Source organism: Winkia sp. C0117E2, assembly GCF_056590455.1.
The window spans coordinates 419,857-440,000 of sequence record NZ_JBWPWD010000002.1 but is presented as its reverse complement, the minus strand read 5'-3'; the positions used below and the strand labels follow the sequence as shown (position 1 = coordinate 440,000).

The 20,144-nt window shown below is 53.5% G+C and carries 17 protein-coding genes, 1 tRNA gene, 1 rRNA gene and 1 other RNA gene (1 of these 20 running past the window's edge); 5 read left to right on the top strand and 15 right to left on the bottom strand.

Annotated elements, in window-relative coordinates; translation table 11 throughout:
• From AC1EKG_RS04475 to pheS, 8 genes are all read right to left on the bottom strand, one after another.
• Positions 1–249, bottom strand: a 16S ribosomal RNA gene (locus AC1EKG_RS04475) (it extends 1,292 nt beyond the left edge of the window).
• A gap of 368 nt (positions 250–617) precedes the next feature.
• The gene (gene tyrS, locus AC1EKG_RS04470) at positions 618–1,880 is read right to left on the bottom strand and encodes a tyrosine--tRNA ligase (protein ID WP_004806341.1); all 1,263 of its coding nucleotides are present in this window, start codon (positions 1,878–1,880) and stop codon (positions 618–620) included.
• Between the two features lie 90 nt (positions 1,881–1,970).
• Complete coding sequence (argH, locus tag AC1EKG_RS04465; RefSeq protein WP_004806340.1) at positions 1,971–3,374, bottom strand: argininosuccinate lyase; 1,404 nt, start codon at positions 3,372–3,374, stop codon at positions 1,971–1,973.
• 9 nt (positions 3,375–3,383) lie between these two features.
• Complete coding sequence (locus AC1EKG_RS04460; protein ID WP_040315060.1) at positions 3,384–4,616, bottom strand: argininosuccinate synthase; 1,233 nt, start codon at positions 4,614–4,616, stop codon at positions 3,384–3,386.
• Positions 4,617–4,629: 13 nt separating this feature from the next.
• Positions 4,630–5,139 carry an arginine repressor gene (locus AC1EKG_RS04455; RefSeq protein WP_004806336.1) on the bottom strand — a complete coding sequence of 170 codons (510 nt, stop codon included), beginning with the start codon at positions 5,137–5,139 and terminating at the stop codon, positions 4,630–4,632.
• A 119-nt stretch (positions 5,140–5,258) separates the two neighbouring features.
• On the bottom strand, positions 5,259–5,765 hold the full coding sequence (locus AC1EKG_RS04450; protein WP_004806334.1) for a flavodoxin domain-containing protein: 507 nt from the start codon (positions 5,763–5,765) through the stop codon (positions 5,259–5,261).
• A 117-nt stretch (positions 5,766–5,882) separates the two neighbouring features.
• Complete coding sequence (gene pheT, locus AC1EKG_RS04445) at positions 5,883–8,438, bottom strand: phenylalanine--tRNA ligase subunit beta (RefSeq protein ID WP_004806332.1); 2,556 nt, start codon at positions 8,436–8,438, stop codon at positions 5,883–5,885.
• Complete coding sequence (gene pheS / locus AC1EKG_RS04440) at positions 8,438–9,514, bottom strand: phenylalanine--tRNA ligase subunit alpha (RefSeq protein WP_004806330.1); 1,077 nt, start codon at positions 9,512–9,514, stop codon at positions 8,438–8,440. Before pheS ends, pheT begins: the two co-directional genes overlap by 1 nt.
• A gap of 101 nt (positions 9,515–9,615) precedes the next feature.
• Here pheS and map point away from each other — a divergent pair, with 101 nt between their 5' ends.
• Together map and ppgK are read left to right on the top strand one after the other, a co-directional pair.
• Positions 9,616–10,503 (top strand): type I methionyl aminopeptidase, encoded by an 888-nt coding sequence (gene map / locus AC1EKG_RS04435; RefSeq protein ID WP_004806328.1) that lies wholly within the window; start codon positions 9,616–9,618, stop codon positions 10,501–10,503.
• 12 nt (positions 10,504–10,515) lie between these two features.
• Positions 10,516–11,262 carry a polyphosphate--glucose phosphotransferase gene (gene ppgK, locus AC1EKG_RS04430; RefSeq protein ID WP_004806327.1) on the top strand — a complete coding sequence of 249 codons (747 nt, stop codon included), beginning with the start codon at positions 10,516–10,518 and terminating at the stop codon, positions 11,260–11,262.
• A 43-nt stretch (positions 11,263–11,305) separates the two neighbouring features.
• Here ppgK and rnpB read toward each other — a convergent pair.
• The 3 genes from rnpB to AC1EKG_RS04415 all read right to left on the bottom strand — a co-directional run bounded on the left by rnpB (position 11,306) and on the right by AC1EKG_RS04415 (position 13,303).
• Positions 11,306–11,655, bottom strand: an RNA gene (rnpB, locus tag AC1EKG_RS04425) — RNase P RNA component class A.
• Positions 11,656–11,692: 37 nt separating this feature from the next.
• On the bottom strand, positions 11,693–12,427 hold the full coding sequence (locus AC1EKG_RS04420; protein WP_004806325.1) for a zinc ribbon domain-containing protein: 735 nt from the start codon (positions 12,425–12,427) through the stop codon (positions 11,693–11,695).
• A gap of 9 nt (positions 12,428–12,436) precedes the next feature.
• Positions 12,437–13,303 carry a Nif3-like dinuclear metal center hexameric protein gene (locus AC1EKG_RS04415; protein ID WP_065420872.1) on the bottom strand — a complete coding sequence of 289 codons (867 nt, stop codon included), beginning with the start codon at positions 13,301–13,303 and terminating at the stop codon, positions 12,437–12,439.
• A 103-nt stretch (positions 13,304–13,406) separates the two neighbouring features.
• Between AC1EKG_RS04415 and AC1EKG_RS04410 the strand changes: the two genes are divergently transcribed.
• Both AC1EKG_RS04410 and AC1EKG_RS04405 read left to right on the top strand, forming a co-directional pair.
• Complete coding sequence (locus AC1EKG_RS04410; protein WP_004806320.1) at positions 13,407–14,765, top strand: NAD(P)/FAD-dependent oxidoreductase; 1,359 nt, start codon at positions 13,407–13,409, stop codon at positions 14,763–14,765.
• Positions 14,766–14,774: 9 nt separating this feature from the next.
• Positions 14,775–15,536 (top strand): YaaA family protein, encoded by a 762-nt coding sequence (locus tag AC1EKG_RS04405; RefSeq protein ID WP_004806317.1) that lies wholly within the window; start codon positions 14,775–14,777, stop codon positions 15,534–15,536.
• On the opposite strand, the gene AC1EKG_RS04400 is transcribed toward AC1EKG_RS04405, so the two are convergent.
• Positions 15,516–16,838, bottom strand: a complete 1,323-nt coding sequence (locus AC1EKG_RS04400; RefSeq protein ID WP_004806315.1) for an APC family permease — start codon at positions 16,836–16,838, stop codon at positions 15,516–15,518. The two genes, AC1EKG_RS04405 and AC1EKG_RS04400, sit on opposite strands and share 21 nt — an antisense overlap.
• 103 nt (positions 16,839–16,941) lie before the next feature.
• Between AC1EKG_RS04400 and AC1EKG_RS04395 the strand changes: the two genes are divergently transcribed.
• The gene (locus tag AC1EKG_RS04395; RefSeq protein ID WP_481067753.1) at positions 16,942–18,387 is read left to right on the top strand and encodes an LssY C-terminal domain-containing protein; all 1,446 of its coding nucleotides are present in this window, start codon (positions 16,942–16,944) and stop codon (positions 18,385–18,387) included.
• On the opposite strand, the gene hisC is transcribed toward AC1EKG_RS04395, so the two are convergent.
• The 3 genes from hisC to AC1EKG_RS04380 form a co-directional block, all read right to left on the bottom strand.
• Complete coding sequence (gene hisC / locus AC1EKG_RS04390) at positions 18,379–19,440, bottom strand: histidinol-phosphate transaminase (RefSeq protein WP_004806311.1); 1,062 nt, start codon at positions 19,438–19,440, stop codon at positions 18,379–18,381. The genes AC1EKG_RS04395 and hisC overlap by 9 nt on opposite strands.
• Before the next feature lie 152 nt (positions 19,441–19,592).
• A tRNA-Val gene (locus AC1EKG_RS04385) sits at positions 19,593–19,666 on the bottom strand.
• A gap of 46 nt (positions 19,667–19,712) precedes the next feature.
• Positions 19,713–20,123, bottom strand: a complete 411-nt coding sequence (locus tag AC1EKG_RS04380) for a DUF3052 domain-containing protein (RefSeq protein WP_004806309.1) — start codon at positions 20,121–20,123, stop codon at positions 19,713–19,715.
• Positions 20,124–20,144 lie beyond the last annotated feature (21 nt).

Genomic DNA, 20,144 nt, shown 5'->3' with positions numbered 1-20,144 from the left:
ATAAGCCGCGAGCCCATCCCAATCCAGAAAAAACCTTTCCCAACAACCCCATGCGAGGAAGCCGGAACATCCAGTATTAGACCCAGTTTCCCAGGCTTATCCCAAAGAAAAGGGCAGGTTACTCACGTGTTACTCACCCGTTCGCCACTCTCACCAAAAACACAAAAGCGCTAATGGATCCCGTTCGACTTGCATGTGTTAAGCACGCCGTCAGCGTTCGTCCTGAGCCAGGATCAAACTCTCCAAACAAAAACATTCAGAAAACACCCCAAAAAAGGGCAATCCCAACCAAAAAAACAAAAAAGACCAAACACAACCAAAACAGTTGCGCAAAGCCCACACACAAAAAGAGCAAAAACAAAAACACACTATCGAGAACAAAAACAACCACACCACGAACCTCTAGAATTAGAAGTTGGGACGCTGCAGTTCCGCAGCACGGGCATCTATCCTAGAAGAATTCCCTGAAGCTTGTCAAGTAGATTCTCGCAGAAGATTTATTCCCTTGTCCGTCGCGGCGAACCGCAACGGGTAATACTATAAGCAGCTACTACCCCAGAATACAAAATTCAGGCACGGTGAGCCTGAACACACCGCGCCTGAACTGGGGTAATACTCTATTCTGCCGTCGCTACAGCCAGATTTCGCTTCCCCTTGCGCACTAGCACCTTTCCGCCAGATAGCAGATCTGTTTCGGCGATCACATAATCGACGTCCTCTACCTTCTGATTATTCAGGTAAGCGCCACCGGACTTGATCGTCCTCCGGGCGGCTCCCTTCCCCTTCTCTAATCCTGTACCAACTAGAAGATCGACAATTGTGGAGGTGCCTACTTCAAGTTCAGTTGCCGGAAGGGACTCTGTAGCCGAAGCTAGAGTCGACGCATCGATCGATGCCAGATCGCCCTTACCCCACAGAGCTTCAGTAGCAGCAAGAACCTGATCCGTTACTTCATCGCCATGGACAAGTCGGGTTACGGATTCTGCAAGCTCCTTTTGGGCCGCCCGCAATTGAGGCTTCTCCGCAGTCAGCTTCTCTAGCTCTTCAATTTCCTCGCGAGACTTGAATGTAAACACCTTCAAGAAACGAATTACGTCTGCGTCCTCGGCAGTAAGCCAGAACTGATAGAAGGCGTAGGGTGACATCATTTCGGGATCTAGCCAAATAGCCCCGCCCTCAGATTTGCCAAACTTCGTTCCATCCGCCTTAGTAATGAGCGGCGTAGTCATAACGTGTACGGATTCGCCCTTCACCTTACGGATCAGGTCCATGCCACCGACCAAATTACCCCACTGGTCGTTGCCACCAGTCTCCAGGGTGCAGCCGTAGCGCTCAAACAGCTGCAAGAAGTCATTCGCCTGCAAAATCTGGTAGGAGAACTCCGTGTAGGAAATACCTTCTTCGGACTTTAAGCGCCTCGCTACCGCATCCTTCGAGAGCATGGCCCCCATGCGGAAATTCTTCCCCAGGTCTCTTAGCAGATCGATCGCCGAGAGCTCACTGGTCCAATCAAGGTTATTCACCATGACTGCCGCATTGTCGCCCTCGAAAGACAGGAAGTGAGCGATCTGACCGCGCAACCGCTCTACCCAACCTTCCACGACCTCGCGTGACTGGAGAGTACGCTCGCCCTTCATTCTAGGATCGCCAATGAGTCCGGTCGCTCCCCCGACAAGTGCAATCGGCTTATGCCCGGCATTTTGCAAATGACGCATCATAAGCACCTGCACCAGATGCCCGTGGTGGAGCGATGCAGCAGTAGGATCGAAACCACAATAGAAAGTGACAGGTCCCTGCGCCAGGGTCTTGCGCAGTTCTTCTAAATCCGTGTGCTGGGCGATGAGACCACGCCATTGCAGCTCGTCGATAATATCCGTCACTGTCATTCCTTCCAGAAAATGGTTTCTTATTCTCTTAGTAGTTTCTCGCATAGAAGTAGCTAAATGCCAACTCCACAGCAAAGATATTCGCTATTCGGCCCGAAAACACTTTGCCAGTTGCTTTGCCTCAAGCAACTGTTCTGCAACTCGACAAGGTGCTGTACCACCCACCCCATTACGAGAGGTCACCGAGCCTTTCGCGCTGAGTACAGCCCTTAGCTCGGGTGTCAAAGCAGGAGAAATAGTCTGGAATTCCTTATCCGTCAGCTCCCACAGCTCACGGCCGGTTGCATCAGCAAGTGCAACGCATCGCCCCGAAATGGAATGCGCGTTCCTAAAGGCCATACCTTGGCGCACCAGCCATTCAGCGACATCTGTCGCCAGCGAAAAACCCCGCGGAGCCAGGTAGCCCATTCGATCAGTATGAAGAGTCATCGTCCTAACCATTCCAGCCATAGCTGGCAACAGGACATCCAACGTGTCTATCTGGTCGAATACCGGTTCTTTGTCCTCTTGCAGATCCCGGTCGTAAGCCAGGGGAATTCCTTTCAATACAACCAGCAAGGTCTGCAAATCCCCAATAAGTCTGCCTGCCTTCCCGCGAGCAAGCTCAGCTACGTCAGGATTCTTCTTCTGCGGCATAATCGAGGATCCAGTAGAGAACGAGTCAGCAAGCGTGACATATCCGAACTCCACGGTATTCCAAGTAATTATCTCTTCTGCCAGGCGTGATAGATCAATACCTATCTGCGCGCAGATAAAAGAGAACTCCGAGACGACATCGCGGCTAGCTGTACCGTCTATGGAATTCTTGCAAGGAGCAGCAAACCCGAGTTCATCTGCAATATTCGAAGCATCCAGTCCCAAGGTATTGCCTGCAAGCGCCCCTCCCCCGTACGGAGAATATTGCGCTCGGCTATCCCAGTCTCGGAATCGGCCCAGATCACGCAGCAACGGCCAGACATGGGCTAGCAATTGGTGGGCTACCAATACGGGTTGAGCATGTTGCATGTGAGTGCGCCCCGGCATAATCGCGTCCCCAACACGCTCGGCCTGCTCAATTAGCGAGTCCACGAGATCCAGCACCCGTCCGTGAAGATGTGTTGCCTGCTCACGCAGATACATTCGGATCAGAGTAGCAATCTGGTCATTTCTGGATCTACCAGCACGCAGTTTCCCACCGAGCTCATCGCCCGCAATCTCAAGGAGCCCCCTCTCGAGGGCGGTATGCACGTCCTCGTCCGACGCCAGCGGAACAAAGGTGCCAGCTAGAACCCGCTCTCGCAATGTCAAAAGAGCTTCTTCCATCTGGGAGTGTTCTAAGTCAGTCAAGAGTCCTACTCGGTGTAGTTCCCTCGCATGCGCAAGTGAGCCAGCAATGTCGTAAGGTGCCAACCGCCAGTCAAAATGCGTAGATCGAGACAATGCGTCCAGTGCCTCAGAAGGCTGACCCGAAAATCTACCTCCCCATAGACTTATCTTCTTTTCTTGCATCGATGCACCCTACAAATTGCCTATACCGAAATCCACGCCGTGCCCAAACTTCACGTCACGAGCCGCAGCTAGCTTCGCCGGCAACCCGTAGATTTCAATGAACCCCTTAGCATAGGACTGGTCAAACGTATCCCCAGTCTCGTAAGTTGCCAGATTGAAATCGTAGAGCGAAGACTCCGAACGACGCCCAGTCACAGTAGCCCTACCCCCATGTAGTTGTAGGCGAATATCCCCAGTCACATAGGTTTGCGTGTCTTTGATAAAAGCATCCAAAGATTTCTTTAACGGACTAAACCACTGGGCGTCATAGACCAGCTCTGCCCAGCGCCGATCCACCTGTCTCTTGAATCGCGCCTGCTCGCGCTCGATGGTGACATTCTCTAGTTCTCTGTGAGCTTCGATCAGCGCGATCGCACCGGGAGCCTCGTAAATCTCTCTGGACTTGATGCCCACCAGGCGGTCCTCGACAATATCGATTCGACCTATCCCCTGGGCTCCCGCCCTGGTATTCAATTCCTGAATAATCTGAAGCGGATTCATTAGATTTCCGTCAATAGCAACGGGAATTCCCTTCTCGAATGAGATGACTAACTCGTCGGGAAGCGGCGGGTAAGTGGGATCATCCGTGTAGGTATAAACATCTTTAGTGGGCGCGTTCCACAGATCCTCCAAAAATCCTGTCTCTACAGCCCTGCCCCACACGTTTTGATCGATTGAGAACGGATTGTGTTTCGTTGTTTCAATGGGCAGCTGGTGCTCCTGGCCATATTCAATCGCCACGTCCCGCGTCAGTGCTAGATCCCGCACCGGAGAGATACAACTGAGATCGGGAGCCATAGAGGTAAAGGAGACCTCAAACCTAACCTGGTCATTTCCCTTGCCGGTGCACCCATGCGCCATCGTGTCAGCGCCAAACTGCCTAGCTGCACGAACAAGATGCTTCACAATTAGCGGCCTAGAAATGGCCGACACCAGCGGATATTTATCTTGGTACAACGCGTTTGCCTGCAGAGCAGGCATGCAGTATTCGGAAGCAAATTCTTCTTTAGCATCAGCGACGTAAGCTTCCACCGCTCCGCAATCCAACGCCCTCTGTCTGATTACCTCGAGGTCTTCCCCGCCCTGGCCGACATCGACTGCAACGGCAATAACCTCGGCTCCAGTTTGTTCACCAATCCAGCCGATCGCTACCGAGGTATCTAGGCCACCGGAATAGGCTAATACAATCCTTTTCTTTGACATCTCATACTCCCCCTCAATTTTCAGTTCCACGCGACTCTGCGAAATTCATTAGATATTGGGTCACTTCTTCGGCTTGCTCCGGATCGACACAGATGATGAGGACGGTGTCATCGCCCGCAACACAGCCCACCACGCCTTCAAGCATCGCCCCATCGATGGCAGAAGCAAGCAGCTGGGCAGCACCAGCAGGCGTCCTAAGAACCACCTGATGGGCCACGGCCGTAGCTGCCACCACTAGGTCTTGGCTCCATCGTCGGAGCCTCACTTCACCCGATTCTGTAGATACCTCTCCAGGCACAACCCGGGTAGTCGAGAGACCGTAAACATAGTCCCCCGATTCGTTACGAACCTTTGTCGCATGCATCTCGACCAGGTCTCGAGACAAGGTTGCCTGAGTAGTAGTGATTCCACGGGCCCCTAGAGCATCACGGAGCTCAGATTGAGATCCAATAGTTTCCGATGCAAAGATCTCGGCAATCGCTGCCCTACGCGCAGCTTTAGTTCCTGGCCTAACCTGTCCCATTCGCGTATCTCCTTCAGAAAGACTGTGCGCATAACTATACATTATTACGCATAATCATGACAATGAGGTTAAACCAAGGTGGACGGCCAAAGCCGCCCACCTTCGAGTATTACTAACTGCTAATTCTTCTTGGCTTCGAGCTCATCAAGCTTAGAAGCCACCTGCTGAGCCCACTTGCGGATGCGTTCCCACTCGCGGAAATCGCCCTCTAAAGCACCGCCAAGACGGGCAACGGTACGTTCACGCAAATTCAGCACAGTGGGATCCAACTTGCCCTTGAAGGTGACATAATCGATCGGTTCCATAGACAGAAGAACTGGCCCTACCCTGGAGGGATCTTGGACATTGCCCTTAGGAACCCCCGAAAGACCGACCGAGAATGCCCACATAGGCAATGTGCGAAGCTCTTCACCGAACTTCTTTGCAAAATCACCTGCCCCTTCGAGCCACTGAGTCATGTATACCGCACTACCCAAGACTACGGCGTCAATGCCGGATAGGTCGCGGACTTTACCTGGATCAACCCGTTTTGCCTCGTGACCTGCGTTTCGCAGCTCATCGACGATGACGTCACCGATTTCACCTGTGGAACCATGTTTTGTCGCAACTGCTACTAACGTCTTCATGCGTTAAGTATCGCTCCAAAGTTTCGATATTGCGTAATAAAAAGTCCCAATAAATGAAATTCCGCGCCCCCAGCCGGGGCGCGGAATCTTGCTCTTGGGTCCTCTTACCTAAGCAAACTAGCTACGAAGCTCAGCTCCAAACTTCTTGCCAGCCTTCTTCACTATTCGCTTACGCAAAGAAGCTGTTTCTTCCGCTGTCAGCGTGCGATCCGCAGCGCGCATCTTCATCGAGAAGGCAAGCGACTTCTTCCCTTCCCCAATGTTCGCACCACGGTAAATATCGAAGAGGCGTACTTCTTCACAAACATCACCAAGCAAAGTACGAATGAGCTGTGCTACGTCCTCGGCAGGAAGAGATTCATCCACTACGAGCGCAATATCTTCCTTCGAAGGCGGGAAGGTAGAGACAGCTTTAACCTGCTTAGGCTCTTGCGAAGCCTTCTGCAAAACAGCCGACAGGTCTAGCTCACAAGCAACTGCGCGGGCAGGCAAGTGATACTCAGTCACTACCTGCGGGTGCAATTCACCTGCTCGACCAATTTCCTTACCTTCTACACTCAGCCGTGCGACTCGGCCTGGATGGAACGGTTCGGGCAATTCGGCGAGTGCCTCAACGTCCATTTGCACCCCGGCAATGCGGCAAATACTGCGCGCCAGCTCAATTCCATCTGCCCAGTCAAAATTACGGACGCTCCCGAGAACACCGGTTGGCCCTGCCTGACCGGCAAGAATTATCCCGACGTGCTGCGGCTGGCTCGGTACCCCCTTGTGTAGGGCGGCAATGGTTTGCTCATCCGGCCTTTTATCTGCCCTTGGCAGTGACGCAGGCACAGTTCCCTTAGCGAAGTAGACCTTTCCTACCTCGAAGATTGCTAGAGATTCAGTGCCACGGGCGATATTCAGTTCCGCCACAGGCAGGAGCGAATCGAGAATTGAAGTACGCAGATAAGGATGATCAGCGGCCAGCGGGTTAGCAAGCTTCACCGCATCCCTGCGCGAATCCTGCTCCTCTAGGCGCTGCCTATCAAAAGCATCCCCTACGAACGGGTACGACAGCACCTGGGTAAGACCAGAAGCAGCGAGACCGTTTTGCACATCGCGACGGACAGCCTGAGAGAAAGAAAGGCCAGTTCCTGCCGGAGCATGCGGCACAATCGACTCAATCTTGTCGTAGCCATCCAAACGAGCGATCTCTTCTACCAAATCCGCCGGCCCGGTAAGATCGGGACGCCACGACGGCGCAGTAACACGAAGCTGGTCCCCATCCTGATCTACCTGCGCACCAATCATCTCGAGCAGCTCAGTTATTCGGCCAACACCGTAATCGACGCCCGTGAGCCTGGAAGGATACGACTGGCCCATAGCAATCGGGGTCGGCTCAGGAACGTTGTTCAGATCAGTAATATGACTGTCTGCTTCTCCGTGACCGTACTCGACCAACAGATCAACCGCGCGCTGAGCGGCTACCGCCTGCAGCTGTGGGTCCACCCCGCGCTCGAAGCGTTTTGCGGCTTCGGTAGGTAGCTTGTGCCGCCGCGAGGAGCGCGCAATAGACACTGCGTCAAAGTGGGCTGCTTCGAGCAACACATCGGTGGTGCCCTCCTCGACCTCGGTATCCGCACCACCCATCACACCTGCAATGGCAAGCACTCGGTTTCCCTGCGCACCGTCACAGATAAGTAGGTCTTCGGGATCCAATTCGCGCTTTACCTCGTCAAGAGTAGTTAGGCTCTCGCCTGCCTTAGCGCGACGCACGTGCAAAGCCTCGTCTACCTTAGACAGATCGTATGCGTGCATTGGCTGTCCAAGATCCATCATCACGTAGTTAGTGACGTCTACGGGCAAAGAAAGCGAGCGCATCCCAGCTACCTCTAGACGATGAACCATCCACTCAGGAGTCTTTGCCTGCGGATCGACGCCACGCACCACGCGCGTTACGAAACGATCGCAACCAATGTTCCCGCGAATGGGGTTCTGGTCCGAGATCTTTACGCTGAATCCCTTACCATCAGCCTCCGGCACGGGAGCAATACCTGGGTCCTCAAACGGCTGCCCTGTGGAATGAGAGTATTCCCTGGCAAGACCACGCATCGAGAAACAATAGCCCCTATCAGGGGTGACGTTCACTTCCAAGATCTCTTCGCCGAAGCCAAACAGATCCATTAACGACTCGCCTGGCTCAGGTATCTGCTCCGGAGAATAGCGTTCTGTAAGCACCAGAATGCCATTATGTTCATTCGAAAGCCCCAGCTCGCGCTCAGAGCAGATCATGCCGTCAGAGATGTGTCCGTAAGTCTTCCTAGAGCTAATAGAAAATGGACCCGGAAGGACCGCTCCAGGCAACACAACAGCAACCAGGTCACCCGGACCAAAGTTATGCGCGCCGCAGATGATCCCCCGCGAAGGCAGATCCGACGGTTCTTTGCCCTCACCGGGAGCGTCGTTGTGTACCCCGACGTCTACACGGCAGTAGTTGATAACCTTGCCGTTCTTCTGTTCCTTTGGCTCCTGAGTCAGCACCTTGCCCACTACCAGCGGACCCTGCACCTGCGAGGCATGGATCTCTTCTTCTTCGATACCCACCTTCACCAGATCAGCTGCAAGTTGAGCTGCATCTGTTCCTTCGGCGATCTTGGTGTGCTCGCCAAGCCAATCCAAAGTTACGTACGGCATCAATTGCCCCTTCCGGTAGTACCAAATTGACTCGAGAAACGGACGTCGCCCTCGACAATGTCATGCATGTCAGCAATTCCATGCTGCAGCATCAATGTACGCTCAATTCCCATGCCGAATGCGAATCCCGTATAGACGTCGGGATCGATACCGCAGGCGCGTAAGACATTGGGATTGACCATGCCACAACCGCCCCACTCGATCCAGCCGGCGCCCCCCTTCTTCTGCGGGAACCACAGGTCCATTTCGGCACTTGGCTCGGTAAATGGGAAGTATGAGGGACGCAACCGAGTCTTTGCCTCCGGGCCGAACATCGTCTTGGCAAAGTGGTCCAACGTCCCCTTCAGATGAGCCATAGTGATGCCCTTGTCAACTGCCAAACCTTCAACCTGGTGGAACACTGGCGTGTGAGTAGCATCCAGCTCATCGGATCGGAAGACCTTGCCTGGGCAGGCAACGTAAACGGGCGGCTCTTTATCGAGAAGCACTCGAGCTTGCACCGGGGAAGTATGAGTACGCATGACTAGGTTTCCCTCGCGCACAGATTGTCCGCCAATAGAGGTCCCATCGACGTAAAAAGTATCCTGCATCTGCCGGGCCGGATGATCAATATCGAAGTTGAGCGCGTCAAAATTGAACCATTCGTGCTCAATTTCAGGACCATCTGCAATATCCCACCCCATCGAGACGAAGAAGTCGGATATTTGTTCCATGAGCGTTTCTAGTGGGTGACGGGCTCCCGTTAGTGAACGGTCGGTAGGCACCGTAACATCCACTACTTCCTGTGCGAGTGCACGCTCTTCAGCCTCCCGCGCAAGTTCTTCATTCCTCTTAGCAAATGCACTTTGCACGGCGCCACGGGCTGCACCCATGCGCTTTCCCGCCTCGGCCTTTTGCTCCTTCGGCACCTCTCGCATCATGCGATTGGCCGACGCGATTGGAGAACCATCGCCAATATGTTGCGCCTTCAGAGCCTTCAATTCTTCTAGATCAGTAGCTGCTGCGAAAGCTTCCAGTGCTTCCTTAACCGCAGCCTCAATACCTGGCCCATCTAATGGGGTGAGCTGGCTAGTCATAAAAACTTTTCCTCCACCAAGTTCCTTTGCACACCAAGGTTACCGCGACAGGGGCCTGCTTATGAATTCAGTCCGCCCCTATGGGGCTTTAGAATGGGAGCATGAATAATCTTGCTAACCGTGCACCCTTAGGAAACACCAAGGCGGGCCAGCTTTCTCCGAGGCTCGCAGTACCCGGACACATTGAACGCCCTGAGTACATGTTCCATGATGGCCCAGAGGTCGTAACTGCCTCTGACACCAAGGATCCAGAGACCGTAGAGAAGATTCGAATTGCAGGACGCATCGCTGCCGATGCGCTCGCCGAAGCAGCCAAGGCCGTTGCCCCCGGTGTTACTACAGATGAGCTAGATAAAATAGCCCACCAATACATTATCGACCACGATGCCTACCCGTCCTGCCTGGGTTACATGGGATTCCCCAAATCTATTTGCACTTCAGTAAATGAGGTAATTTGCCACGGCATTCCGGATGATCGCCCACTCGAAGATGGCGACATCGTGAACCTCGATGTCACCGCCTACAAGAACGGAGTCCACGGCGATACCTGTGCAATGGTCGAGGTAGGTAATGTAGACGAGGAGTCTAGGCTACTAATCGAGCGCACAGAAAAAGCAATGATGCGCGGCATAAAGGCCGTAAAGCCGGGACGCGAAATCAACGTCATTGGAAGGGTAATTGAGTCTTACGCTAAGCGCTTCGATTACGGAGTAGTTCGCGACTATACCGGCCACGGAGTTGGGGAAGCATTCCATTCAGGACTAATCGTCCCCCACTACGATGCTTCGCCGGGCGCTAACGAAGTGATGGAAGTAGGGATGGTGTTCACCATCGAACCCATGCTCACTTTGGGTAGTATTGATTGGAAACAATGGGACGACGACTGGACAGTTGTTACAGCTGATCGTTCCCGCACCGCACAGTTTGAGCACACGATCGTTGTGACTGAGGACGGGGCCGAGATCCTGACCTTGCCGACGCAGAACTAGAAAGGGCAATCAATGGCGCTTGCATTCGGAGTTGACGTAGGCGGTTCCGGCATCAAAGGAGCTTTGGTAGACCTAGAAACCGGCGAGTTAGCCCAGGAACGCCAGAAGATTAAGACTCCGATTCCCGCGACGCCAAAAGCAGTAGCGGAAGTAATAGGCGAGCTAATTCGCAAGTGCGAAGTACCGGAGGGCACCCCGATTGGGGTTGCCTTACCGGCACCACAGCGCCACGGCACGGTCATGTTTATGGCAAATCTTGACCAGTCGTGGGTAGGTGTAAATGTCTGCGACGCAATCGAGAAGTACACCGGCTATAAGGTGAGATCAGTAAATGATGCGGATGCCGCTGGCTACGCCGAGGTCGCATACGGTGCCGCAAAAGATAATCATGGTGTTGTAATTGTGACCACTCTAGGCACCGGCATCGGTTCTGCCCTAGTAGTAGACGGAGTGCTAGTGCCGAACACCGAGCTCGGGCATATCGAAATTGATGGTCATGATGCTGAGCAAAAGGCTGCTGCCTCAGTACGCGAAAAGAAAAAGCTTTCTTGGGATAAATGGGCAAAACGGTTACAGAAGTACTACTCCACTTTGCAGATGCTCTTCACCCCTGACCTTTTCGTTGTGGGCGGCGGAGTATCACGACATCACGAGAAGTTCCTTCCGAAACTGGATTTGAAGACTCCCATAAAACCGGCCGAGCTACGTAATACTGCTGGAATAGTCGGCGCAGCGATCCTAGCTGCAAAAGACAAATAAAAATATGGGTTGTGGGGAACCTGCAGGTTCCCCACAACCCATATTTTTGAGCCGGCCTATAAGCCGGGTTCTGTACCTCATTGAGAGGCGACGGCCATCCATCTACCCCTGTCGTTGCCGACAGGATCTAGCAACCTACCTGCAAGGGTAAGCGGACCACCTTCCTTGCTACTTGGTCTTGCTCCGGGTGGGGTTTACCATGCCGCTTCAGTCACCTGCCGCGCGGTGAGCTCTTACCTCGCCTTTTCACCCTTACCTACTAGACGTTGTCTATAGGCGGTATTTTTTCTGTGGCACTAGCCCGCGGGTTACCCCGGGTGGCCGTTAGCCACCACCCTGTCCTGTGGAGCCCGGACTTTCCTCGACTCACGCCGCGACCGTCCGGCCGGCTCGTCCACACAGTTTACGCGCATGCAAGCCCCTGGCAAAGTCAGAGCTGCGGCAACCTGACAATAAGGTATTCGTACTCCTCGGAATAGATCAGCTCGTCCGGAGAAGCTGAACGAATTTCTTCCCACTCTGCCGGCGCGAAATCGATATGAGAATCAACCACATTGCGGCCCCGAACACAAACTATTCCAACACCACCGGTGCGTTCACGAATCCGTTCATATTCGGCAACCAAATCAGGATCAATGTTGCTGATCAGTTCCTCGCGCTTGTCCTCTAGATTGCCAATCTGCTCGTCCAGGTCGAGGCCAGATTCGCCGACCTTCTGCTCAAATTCCTGAATCCGTTCATCTAGCTGGGTAATCTTGGCGGTAGAATTATCCACCTGCTGTTGCAACTGTTCGGCCTGCTCCATGGCCTCGAGAGCGATGGCTTCCAACTCTGCGCGCCTTCTCGCGAGCTGATTTAGCTCCCCCTGCAATGAGGACAATTCCTTATGCGATGCCTCGCCTGAATCTAGGCGAGATTGCTGCAAATTCTGCCTGGAGACTACCTTCTCTACGTCTACTTCAGCATCACGTTGGCGCCGTTGTGCATCATGCGTACGCGTCTTTACAGATACTTGCGCCTCTACCAGGGATCGCCGCTCCTCCCTCAACTTCTGAATCTGTTCCAGCTCCGGGAGAGTTTTCTTCTGATGCCGCAATTTCGCGAGCTTCTGATCTATTTCTTGAACGTCTACAAGCTTAATCTGCTCCGATGCCGCTACCTTCATTGTTCCCCTCTATTCTGCTGGAAAATACTCGACCCATGGATCTGTAATGGTACGGGATACATATACCTGTATACCAAGTCCTACCTTTGCGAGTTCACCGGAAATGTCCTTCGCAGCTATTGGCAGCCATGGAAATTCAGTCGCGTAATGCGATCCGCAAAGTAAAGCACAGCCGCCGTCCTCAATATGTTCGGAGCTTGGATGGTGCCGCAAATCCGCTGTCAGATAAGCCTGCGCGCCAGAGCGCGCTGCCGCTTCAAGTAGGGAGTCGCCCGCGCCCCCTGAGACAGCAAAGGTTTCGATTCTTGTAGCCGGATCACCGGACATTAGGATTCCGGAGCTGCCCACCGGCAACACCCGTGCAGCTTCGCGCGCGAGCTGGGCAAGCTCTACCGGCTCAGGCAACCTGCCAACTCGGCCAAGCCCAAGAGTGGGATCATCCTTCGAAGGCGCGAGCGGCCTCGTCTCCCTCAAGCCAAAAGCCGCGGCGAGCGCATACGCCACGCCCCGCGACGCAGAATCAGCATTAGTGTGGGCGTTAGCCAACGCTATTCTATTCATTAGTAGATCAGTTACAGCCTTACCTTTATAATCTGTCGTTGCTAGGAAAGACGTGCCGCGCAAGTACAGCGGATGGTGGGTGATCACCATATCCACCTCGAGATCGATCGCCTCTTTGACAACTATCGGCACAGGATCGACTGCAAGTAGAATTTTTCGGACCGGCCAGTCCGGATCCCCCAGGATAAGGCCCACCTTGTCCCACTCTTCTTTGAGTTTATATGGATATAGGAATTCCATTACCTTAATTACATCTTGCACGCAACCGCGGTGGCCTTGCAGGTCAATAGCTAGTTCCGGTCGAGAAATATACATACTTACACCTTGCATTAATCCTACTCGAGCTGGCACAATCAAACCGCTGCGAGTGCTTACAGCCCAAAAGTAGCATGTTGATAAGTCCATAAAAGGAGTTCCCGTGGCAAAAGCTCACGTTGTCATTGTCGGTTCCGGATTCGGAGGCCTATTCGCGGCGAAAGCCCTCGCTAAAGAAGACGTAGCTATCACACTGATCGACAAGACCAGCCATCACCTATTTCAACCTCTGCTTTACCAGGTTGCAACCGGCATCTTGTCCCCTGGGCACATTGCCCCTTCAACTCGCGAGATTCTGCGGCGCCAAAAGAATGTGCGCGTATTGCTCGGATTAGTCGAAGACATCGACGCGAAATCAAAAACCGTAATTTGGCGAAACCACTCAAACCGTTACCACACCGACTATGACTATTTAGTTGTAGCAACTGGTGCTGGTCAGTCATACTTCGGCAACGACCAATTTGCTAAGTTCGCTCCGGGTATGAAAACAATCGATGATGCACTGGAGCTGCGCGCCCGAATCTTCGGAGCATTCGAACGCGCTGAACTGGAGGAAGATCCGGTAAAGCGACGTAGACTACTTACTTTCGTAGTCGTTGGCGCTGGTGCCACCGGCGTAGAGATGGCTGGCCAGATTCGCGAACTCGCATCTAGGACCCTCAAGAACGAATTCCGGAAAGTAAATCCGGAAAATGCGCGCGTTGTCCTAGTGGACGGCGCGCCCACCCCGCTGCCCGCATTCGGAGAGAAACTGGGAGGCGTAACCCGTAAAGAGCTAGAGAAACTTGGCGTCGAAATACGTATGAACCAAATGGTTACCGATGTCGATGCAGACTCGGTAACCATCAAAGACAAAGACGGCAACACCGAAGTTATAGAATCCATCTGCAAAGTTTGGGCAGCTGGCGTCAAGGGCTCTCCACTCGGCCAGAAACTAGCAGAAGCGACTGGTGTAGAACTGGACCGCGCAGGACGCGTAAAGGTAAACGACCGTCTACAAGTGCCTGGTTTCGAAGATATTTATGTGGTCGGAGACCTCATGTCTCGCGAAGGCGTTCCCGGAGTGGCACAAGGTGCGATTCAGTCCGGTCGGTACGTCGCCAAAGCTATAATCACCAAGCTCTCCGGTGGCGAACCAACCCCATTTGAGTATTGGGACAAAGGTTCAATGGCTACCATCGCAAAATTTAGTGCCGTAGCATCCATCGGGAAAGTCAAGTTCCACGGATTCCCAGCGTGGCTCTCCTGGTGCTTCCTGCACTTGCTCTACATCGCCGGGTTTAAGGCGCGAGTGGGAACTTTGCTGCACTGGCTCATCTCGTTCCTCTCCAATGGTCGTTCGTCGCGCACTACCACCAATCAGCAGCTAGTGGGCCGACTCGCCCTCGAGCGCTTCGGTAGCGGCGCCTCAGGAAAACTACTTCGCGGTGAAGACCTCAACCTGGACGGTAAGCGTAGCTAGAATCAAAACATGATCGTTCTGCTCCCTTCCTCAGAAGGCAAAAGCTCCCCCACTGGGGCCGACTTCGACCTAGATAGGATCTCTCCCTTCAATAGAGAGTTGAGGGCTGCTAGGGAGCAGGTTCTAGCAGAACTAATAGAAACCAGTGCGCGCCCGGACGCGCTGGAAGTGTTGGGGGTTGGTCCCCGCGCTGCCAGCGCGGTCGGAGCTAATACCAAACTAAGAACAGCAGCGACGGGTCCGGCCTATACTGTCTATTCCGGTGTCTTGTATGAAGCCGGAAATCTTGCTCAGGCAGCAGCCAATGTCGGCCCCCAGAGCCAGGTGGGTCTTTATGTCCAATCGGCACTGTTCGGCATAGTCGACCTCTTCAGTGCCATCCCCGCTTACCGCCTCTCGATAAACACAAAGCTGCCAACCCTAGGTAGCCTAGGTTCATTTTGGCGCGACCACTTGGCGAACCTCATGAATGCACAAATCGGCTCACAGACCGTCATAGACTGCAGATCTGCCGCATATGCAAAAGTATGGCCAGGCCCAGACCACAACCTCTTCAGCGTGGGAGTACGCGCGCTGCGAGATGGCCGCGAAAAAGTTATCTCACACATGGCAAAGAAATATCGTGGACTACTTGCTACTGCCCTCCTCGAAGAAGGCAAAGATCTGACCATAGACGAGGTCTTAGAGCTATCCCGAACCCTGCCAGAAATACGCGACGCCCGATTAGAAGAGCTGCCGCGGGCTACCGCACTAACTCTTCTTGTGAAATAGGCCGCGCCCAGCCCGCGCCAGTAGGCCCAGTACTGCCCATCCGGCGGCGATCAACAGTGCAGTGTGCGAAGCATCGATCAAAAGAACAAGAACAACTGCCATCCCCAGCACCGGTATCACTGCTGCGCGAACGCCCTCGCCCTTCGAAAAAGCATAGTAACCAATCACAGAAGCGTGAAGGAACAGGAAGGCAACCAGAGCACCAACTGTAACCATGGTTGAAAGCGTTTCCAAGCCTGAAGGCGACAAAGCAGCAAGCGTCGAAACCACCAACGTCACGCCCGCAGACAACAACGTTGCATTCTTAGGCACTCGTTCCTTCTGTTCTACCTCGCCAAGAAATGTAGGCAAGTCTCCCCCACGTCCCATTGCGTAAAGAAGACGAGACGCCGCAGCCTGGGCGACAAATGCTGAGAAAATCGGACCAACCGCCCTCATAAGGGTGATGGGCAGATGCAGCCATGTTCCTATCTGCCTATCCAGCATGTCGTAGAAAGCAGTCCCCTGTACCTCCGGATGGCTCCTTAGGAATTCAGGACTGTAGGGGCTAAGCAAAGACGCCAAATAGGTCTGCAGAATAAATAATGCAGCAGCAACAATTAGACACACCCCCAATGCCTTACCGACGTCCTTAGTATCTCCGGTAGTTTCTTCCGCAAAAGAGGCAATCGCATCAAAGCCCAAGAACGCCAAGGCCGCCACCGTAGCGGCCCCAAACATTCCAGACCAATCAAACCGACCAAAACCCGCAATAGGACTGCCAACGCTGCGCACTGCTCCACTAGTGCACAGGACGTAAATGGCGGAAGCCACGAAGGTTGCCAGCATGATTATTTCGACCACCAGCACCCACGTTCCAACCTTCGCAGCTAAGCGCACCCCCAACAGGTTCATCACGGTGATGGCCACAACCGCGCAAACTGTAAAGCCCCAGGTAGGAATTGCTGGGAATAACGCATTGAATGCTATTCCCATGAACAAGACCGCCATTGCCGGAATAAATAAGTAGTCAAGCGTAAGCATCCATCCGGATGCCAATGCCGGAAACTTCCCTAGCCCAGCTTGCGCATAGGCATAAACCGAGCCCGCCTTGGGAACAACATGCGACATCCGCGCATACGAATACGCCGTCGCCCCCATCCCAAGTGCCGCCACGGCAAAAACTAGCGGAGTAACCCCATCAGAACGGGCGTCTAGAACGCCGAAGGTCCCCATAGGCGCGGTAATGCCAATAAAAAGCATTCCATAAACCACAAGGTCACGGATCGAAAGAGAACGGCGAAGAGTGGGCTTTTCAGACATAGTTCAATTGTCCCGTTAGAACCGCAAATATCCAACTCTGTAGCAAGGCGAAGTACCTGCTAAGCACCTCTTTTCCTTGCACAATGCGCGATAAGATCAAGGAGTGTCTAAAGGTAAGCAACGCGTCCGCAATTTCCGACTCAAGCACACCAAGGCAGGCTTGATCGATAAAGTCTTCTTCATTCTTGCCTTCCTGGCCGGACTGTGGCTCAACATATTTCTGCTGATAGAGGTGTGGTCACGAGGTTGGTGGGCCATTCTGCTCGCCCTCCTTATATGGGGCGTCGCCTCCTACCTAACGCTGCCGCGGCTACACTCCATCCTCACAGATATCTACGTGCCAAATTATTTTATTGGGCGGGCAAAAACCTCTGACGGCCTATTAGGTGACCCAATCAACCTGGCGGCTCACGGATCCGCTCAACAGATTCACGCCGCGATGCGAAAAGCCGGATGGACTCTGGCTGACCCGATCACGGCCACCTCGGCTTGGAAGATGGTTCAATCAACACTGACGCGCAAGTCCTACCCGGAAGCCCCCATTTCCCCCCTCCATCTGTTCGAACGAAAACAAGATTTTGCCTACCAGCAAGAGGTAGACGGCAACCCGAAGGCCCGCCATCACGTGCGCTTCTGGGCGACTCCGAAAGACTGGTTGCTGCCCGGTGGTAAAAAAGTCGATTGGCTAGCCGGAGGTACATTCGACAAAGCCGTGGGTCTATCTATCTTCACCCTGCAGGTGACGCACAAGATCGACGAAGACACTGACATCGAACGCGACCACATCGTAGATACGGTCACGGAGGCTAATCCGAACGCCCAGGTTGATGTACTTGAAGACTTCTCAACCGGCTACCATTCTAGAAATGGCGGCGGAGACCAAATAAAAACCGACGGGAACCTCCCCATTATGGATCTGCGTGAAATCGAAGCCGAAGACATAGACCGGGAACGCGCCCGAAAAACTCTCGAAAACATGAAGGCCCAGGAAGCAGCCGGAGCAGACACGGATTCCTCGTTTATGGAGGCCTTCAAACTCCATGGAAAGCACTCCATCGGCGATGCGTCCAGACTCACGAAAGACCTCGCCAAGACCCGGCCGCTATCAGCATTTTTAGGGGTGCTGACTGTACTTGCCTCAGCCGCGATAGGGATTCTTACCTCTGCCTGGACTCTGTGGCACTGGGACCACTATGTGCACGCTGCAGTTGCAAATCAGATTCTAGACAAACTACCTGTCTCAGAAATTCACGAGGCAGCCCCCATGCTGGCTACAGCTGGTGCAGGGGTCATGGTGGTGCTACTGCTCGTCGAATTCCTGCTCTGTTGGCGAATGATGAACGGATCGGGCCTTGCCCGCCTTCTACTGATGGCTGTTATTTTGGCCCAGCTCGTTATGTTCTCAGTAGGCTACTTCCTGGCCTGGAAAGCAAACTTTGCTGTAATCGTCCTGCACGTGGGCCTACTGACTATTGCCCTAATGCAACTCTCCGAGCCCGATACAAGAAAGTTCGTATCGATGCGTTCCCTGGAAGCCCAGTCAGACTAGGAGATCGCCAACCAGAGCCAGAAAACGGTCGTTTTCTTCCGGTAAGCCAACAGAAACCCGCAGTCCCTCCGGGAACGGACGCAGCGCTACCCCACGCTCCAAACATTGGTCAGCAGCAGTAAAAGTCTCATCACGAAGAACTTCCTTAGGTAACCAAATGAAGTTGGCCTGAGACTGCCCCGATACCCCGAATGTGGCCAGCACCTTCAAGATCCTGTCCCTCTCGCCTCGGATCTTTTCTACAGATTGGGCAACTACCTTCTGATTAGCCATAGCTGCCTCAGCAAGCGCCTGCGCGGGCGCTGATACACCAAATGGTGTAGCAACCGCCGAGATAGCCCCTAGAAGCTCTTCGTCACCTACCAAATACCCAACGCGAGCACCGGCTAATGCATACGCCTTTGAAAAAGTTCTGCCAACGACCACATTCGGGAATCTCTTAAGCGAGCCAACGATGCTCGAATAGGAATCATCAGCAAAATCGATATAGGCCTCATCTACTAGAACCAGAACAGTGGGGTCTATTCTTTCAATGAAATCCATTAGCTCCGGTAAGGCTATAGCCGCACCTGTTGGATTATTCGGGTTGCAGATTATAACCGCTTTCGTGCGCTCCGAGAGAGCCGCGGCCATTGCATCTAAATCGTGCCTGCCCTCCACCAAAGGAACCGGCACGGCCGTAGCTCCCACAGTAGCGGTGGCTATCGGATAGGACTCAAACGAGCGCCACGGGTACACTACTTCGTCTCCCGGTCCTGCCACAGCGGCTAGACAATGAACAAGTAAAGCTGAAAGTCCAGTCCCGCAAAGAATCTGAGATGCAGACACTTCGTGGTGCTTTGCAATCACCTCGCGGAGGCTAGTACAGAACATATCCGGGTATCGATTTACCGATTCCACCGCTTCTTTTCCAGCGTGAACCACCAGCTGTTCGGGCAAGTATGGGTTCTCGTTGGAAGAAAGCTTCACCGGGTCTTGCCCCGGCGCCTTCTTCCCAGGCTGATAGCGCGGAAGAGTGCGGACCTGAGGAAGAACGTTTACTGTCAGTGTCATAGTTTCACCCTAGTTCGTCGGCCTTCCGACTAACGCACGAGTCCGCGCTTCGACCACTGCTAGCTGCCTACGCCCTGCCAAATACGACGGCAGAAATCTATGTAAACAAAAATGAAGAGCCTCGGCTGCACCGAGACTCTTCATTCTTACTGTGGGCCCAGAGGGACTCGAACCCCCGACATCCACGGTGTAAACGTGGCGCTCTAGCCAACTGAGCTATAGGCCCTGGAGCCACAACAATAACTTACTGTGGCCTCAAAAGGAAAATCCACTTATGCTCGATCGCGGGTCTGAACCCTAATTCCTGCCCAATCCGGAGCCACCACCACTGAGGAGGTAGCGTGCAGACCTGCCACCTGAGCTGCGCTTTCAATGGTAAACGGAGATACGTGGCCCGGCAGAGCAGACTTAGGTGTGATTACCCACACTACTCCAGGTCCGGCAAAATTTTGAGTGGCATCCACCAAACAATCGGTCAAGTCGTCTACTTCACCGTCGTCCTCGCGCCACCAAATAATGGCCCCATCGACGAGGTCCGCATAATCCTCATCTACTAATTCATTGCCAGTTTGCTCAGCAACTGCTTCACGCAGCGCCTCGTCGACATCTTGATCCCAAAGAAACTCTTGGACAATCTGACCGTCTTTGAAATCGAGCGGCTTTACAGCCGACTTCTGGGACACCTTTTTCTCCTTGAAACAATA

Excerpts from the sequence above, each read along its gene's own strand:
- map (WP_004806328.1), top strand. The coding sequence starts at position 9,616 with ATGAATAATCTTGCTAACCGTGCACCCTTAGGAAACACCAAGGCGGGC.
- AC1EKG_RS04405 (WP_004806317.1), top strand. The coding sequence starts at position 14,775 with ATGATCGTTCTGCTCCCTTCCTCAGAAGGCAAAAGCTCCCCCACTGGG.
- AC1EKG_RS04455 (WP_004806336.1), bottom strand. The coding sequence starts at position 5,139 with ATGGGACAGGTTAGGCCAGGAACTAAAGCTGCGCGTAGGGCAGCGATT.
- pheS (WP_004806330.1), bottom strand. The coding sequence starts at position 9,514 with ATGACTAGCCAGCTCACCCCATTAGATGGGCCAGGTATTGAGGCTGCG.
- AC1EKG_RS04415 (WP_065420872.1), bottom strand. The coding sequence starts at position 13,303 with ATGTATATTTCTCGACCGGAACTAGCTATTGACCTGCAAGGCCACCGC.
- ppgK (WP_004806327.1), top strand. The coding sequence starts at position 10,516 with ATGGCGCTTGCATTCGGAGTTGACGTAGGCGGTTCCGGCATCAAAGGA.
- hisC (WP_004806311.1), bottom strand. The coding sequence starts at position 19,440 with ATGACACTGACAGTAAACGTTCTTCCTCAGGTCCGCACTCTTCCGCGC.
- AC1EKG_RS04450 (WP_004806334.1), bottom strand. The coding sequence starts at position 5,765 with ATGAAGACGTTAGTAGCAGTTGCGACAAAACATGGTTCCACAGGTGAA.
- AC1EKG_RS04400 (WP_004806315.1), bottom strand. The coding sequence starts at position 16,838 with ATGTCTGAAAAGCCCACTCTTCGCCGTTCTCTTTCGATCCGTGACCTT.
- argH (WP_004806340.1), bottom strand. The coding sequence starts at position 3,374 with ATGCAAGAAAAGAAGATAAGTCTATGGGGAGGTAGATTTTCGGGTCAG.
- pheT (WP_004806332.1), bottom strand. The coding sequence starts at position 8,438 with ATGCCGTACGTAACTTTGGATTGGCTTGGCGAGCACACCAAGATCGCC.
- AC1EKG_RS04420 (WP_004806325.1), bottom strand. The coding sequence starts at position 12,427 with ATGAAGGTAGCGGCATCGGAGCAGATTAAGCTTGTAGACGTTCAAGAA.
- AC1EKG_RS04460 (WP_040315060.1), bottom strand. The coding sequence starts at position 4,616 with ATGTCAAAGAAAAGGATTGTATTAGCCTATTCCGGTGGCCTAGATACC.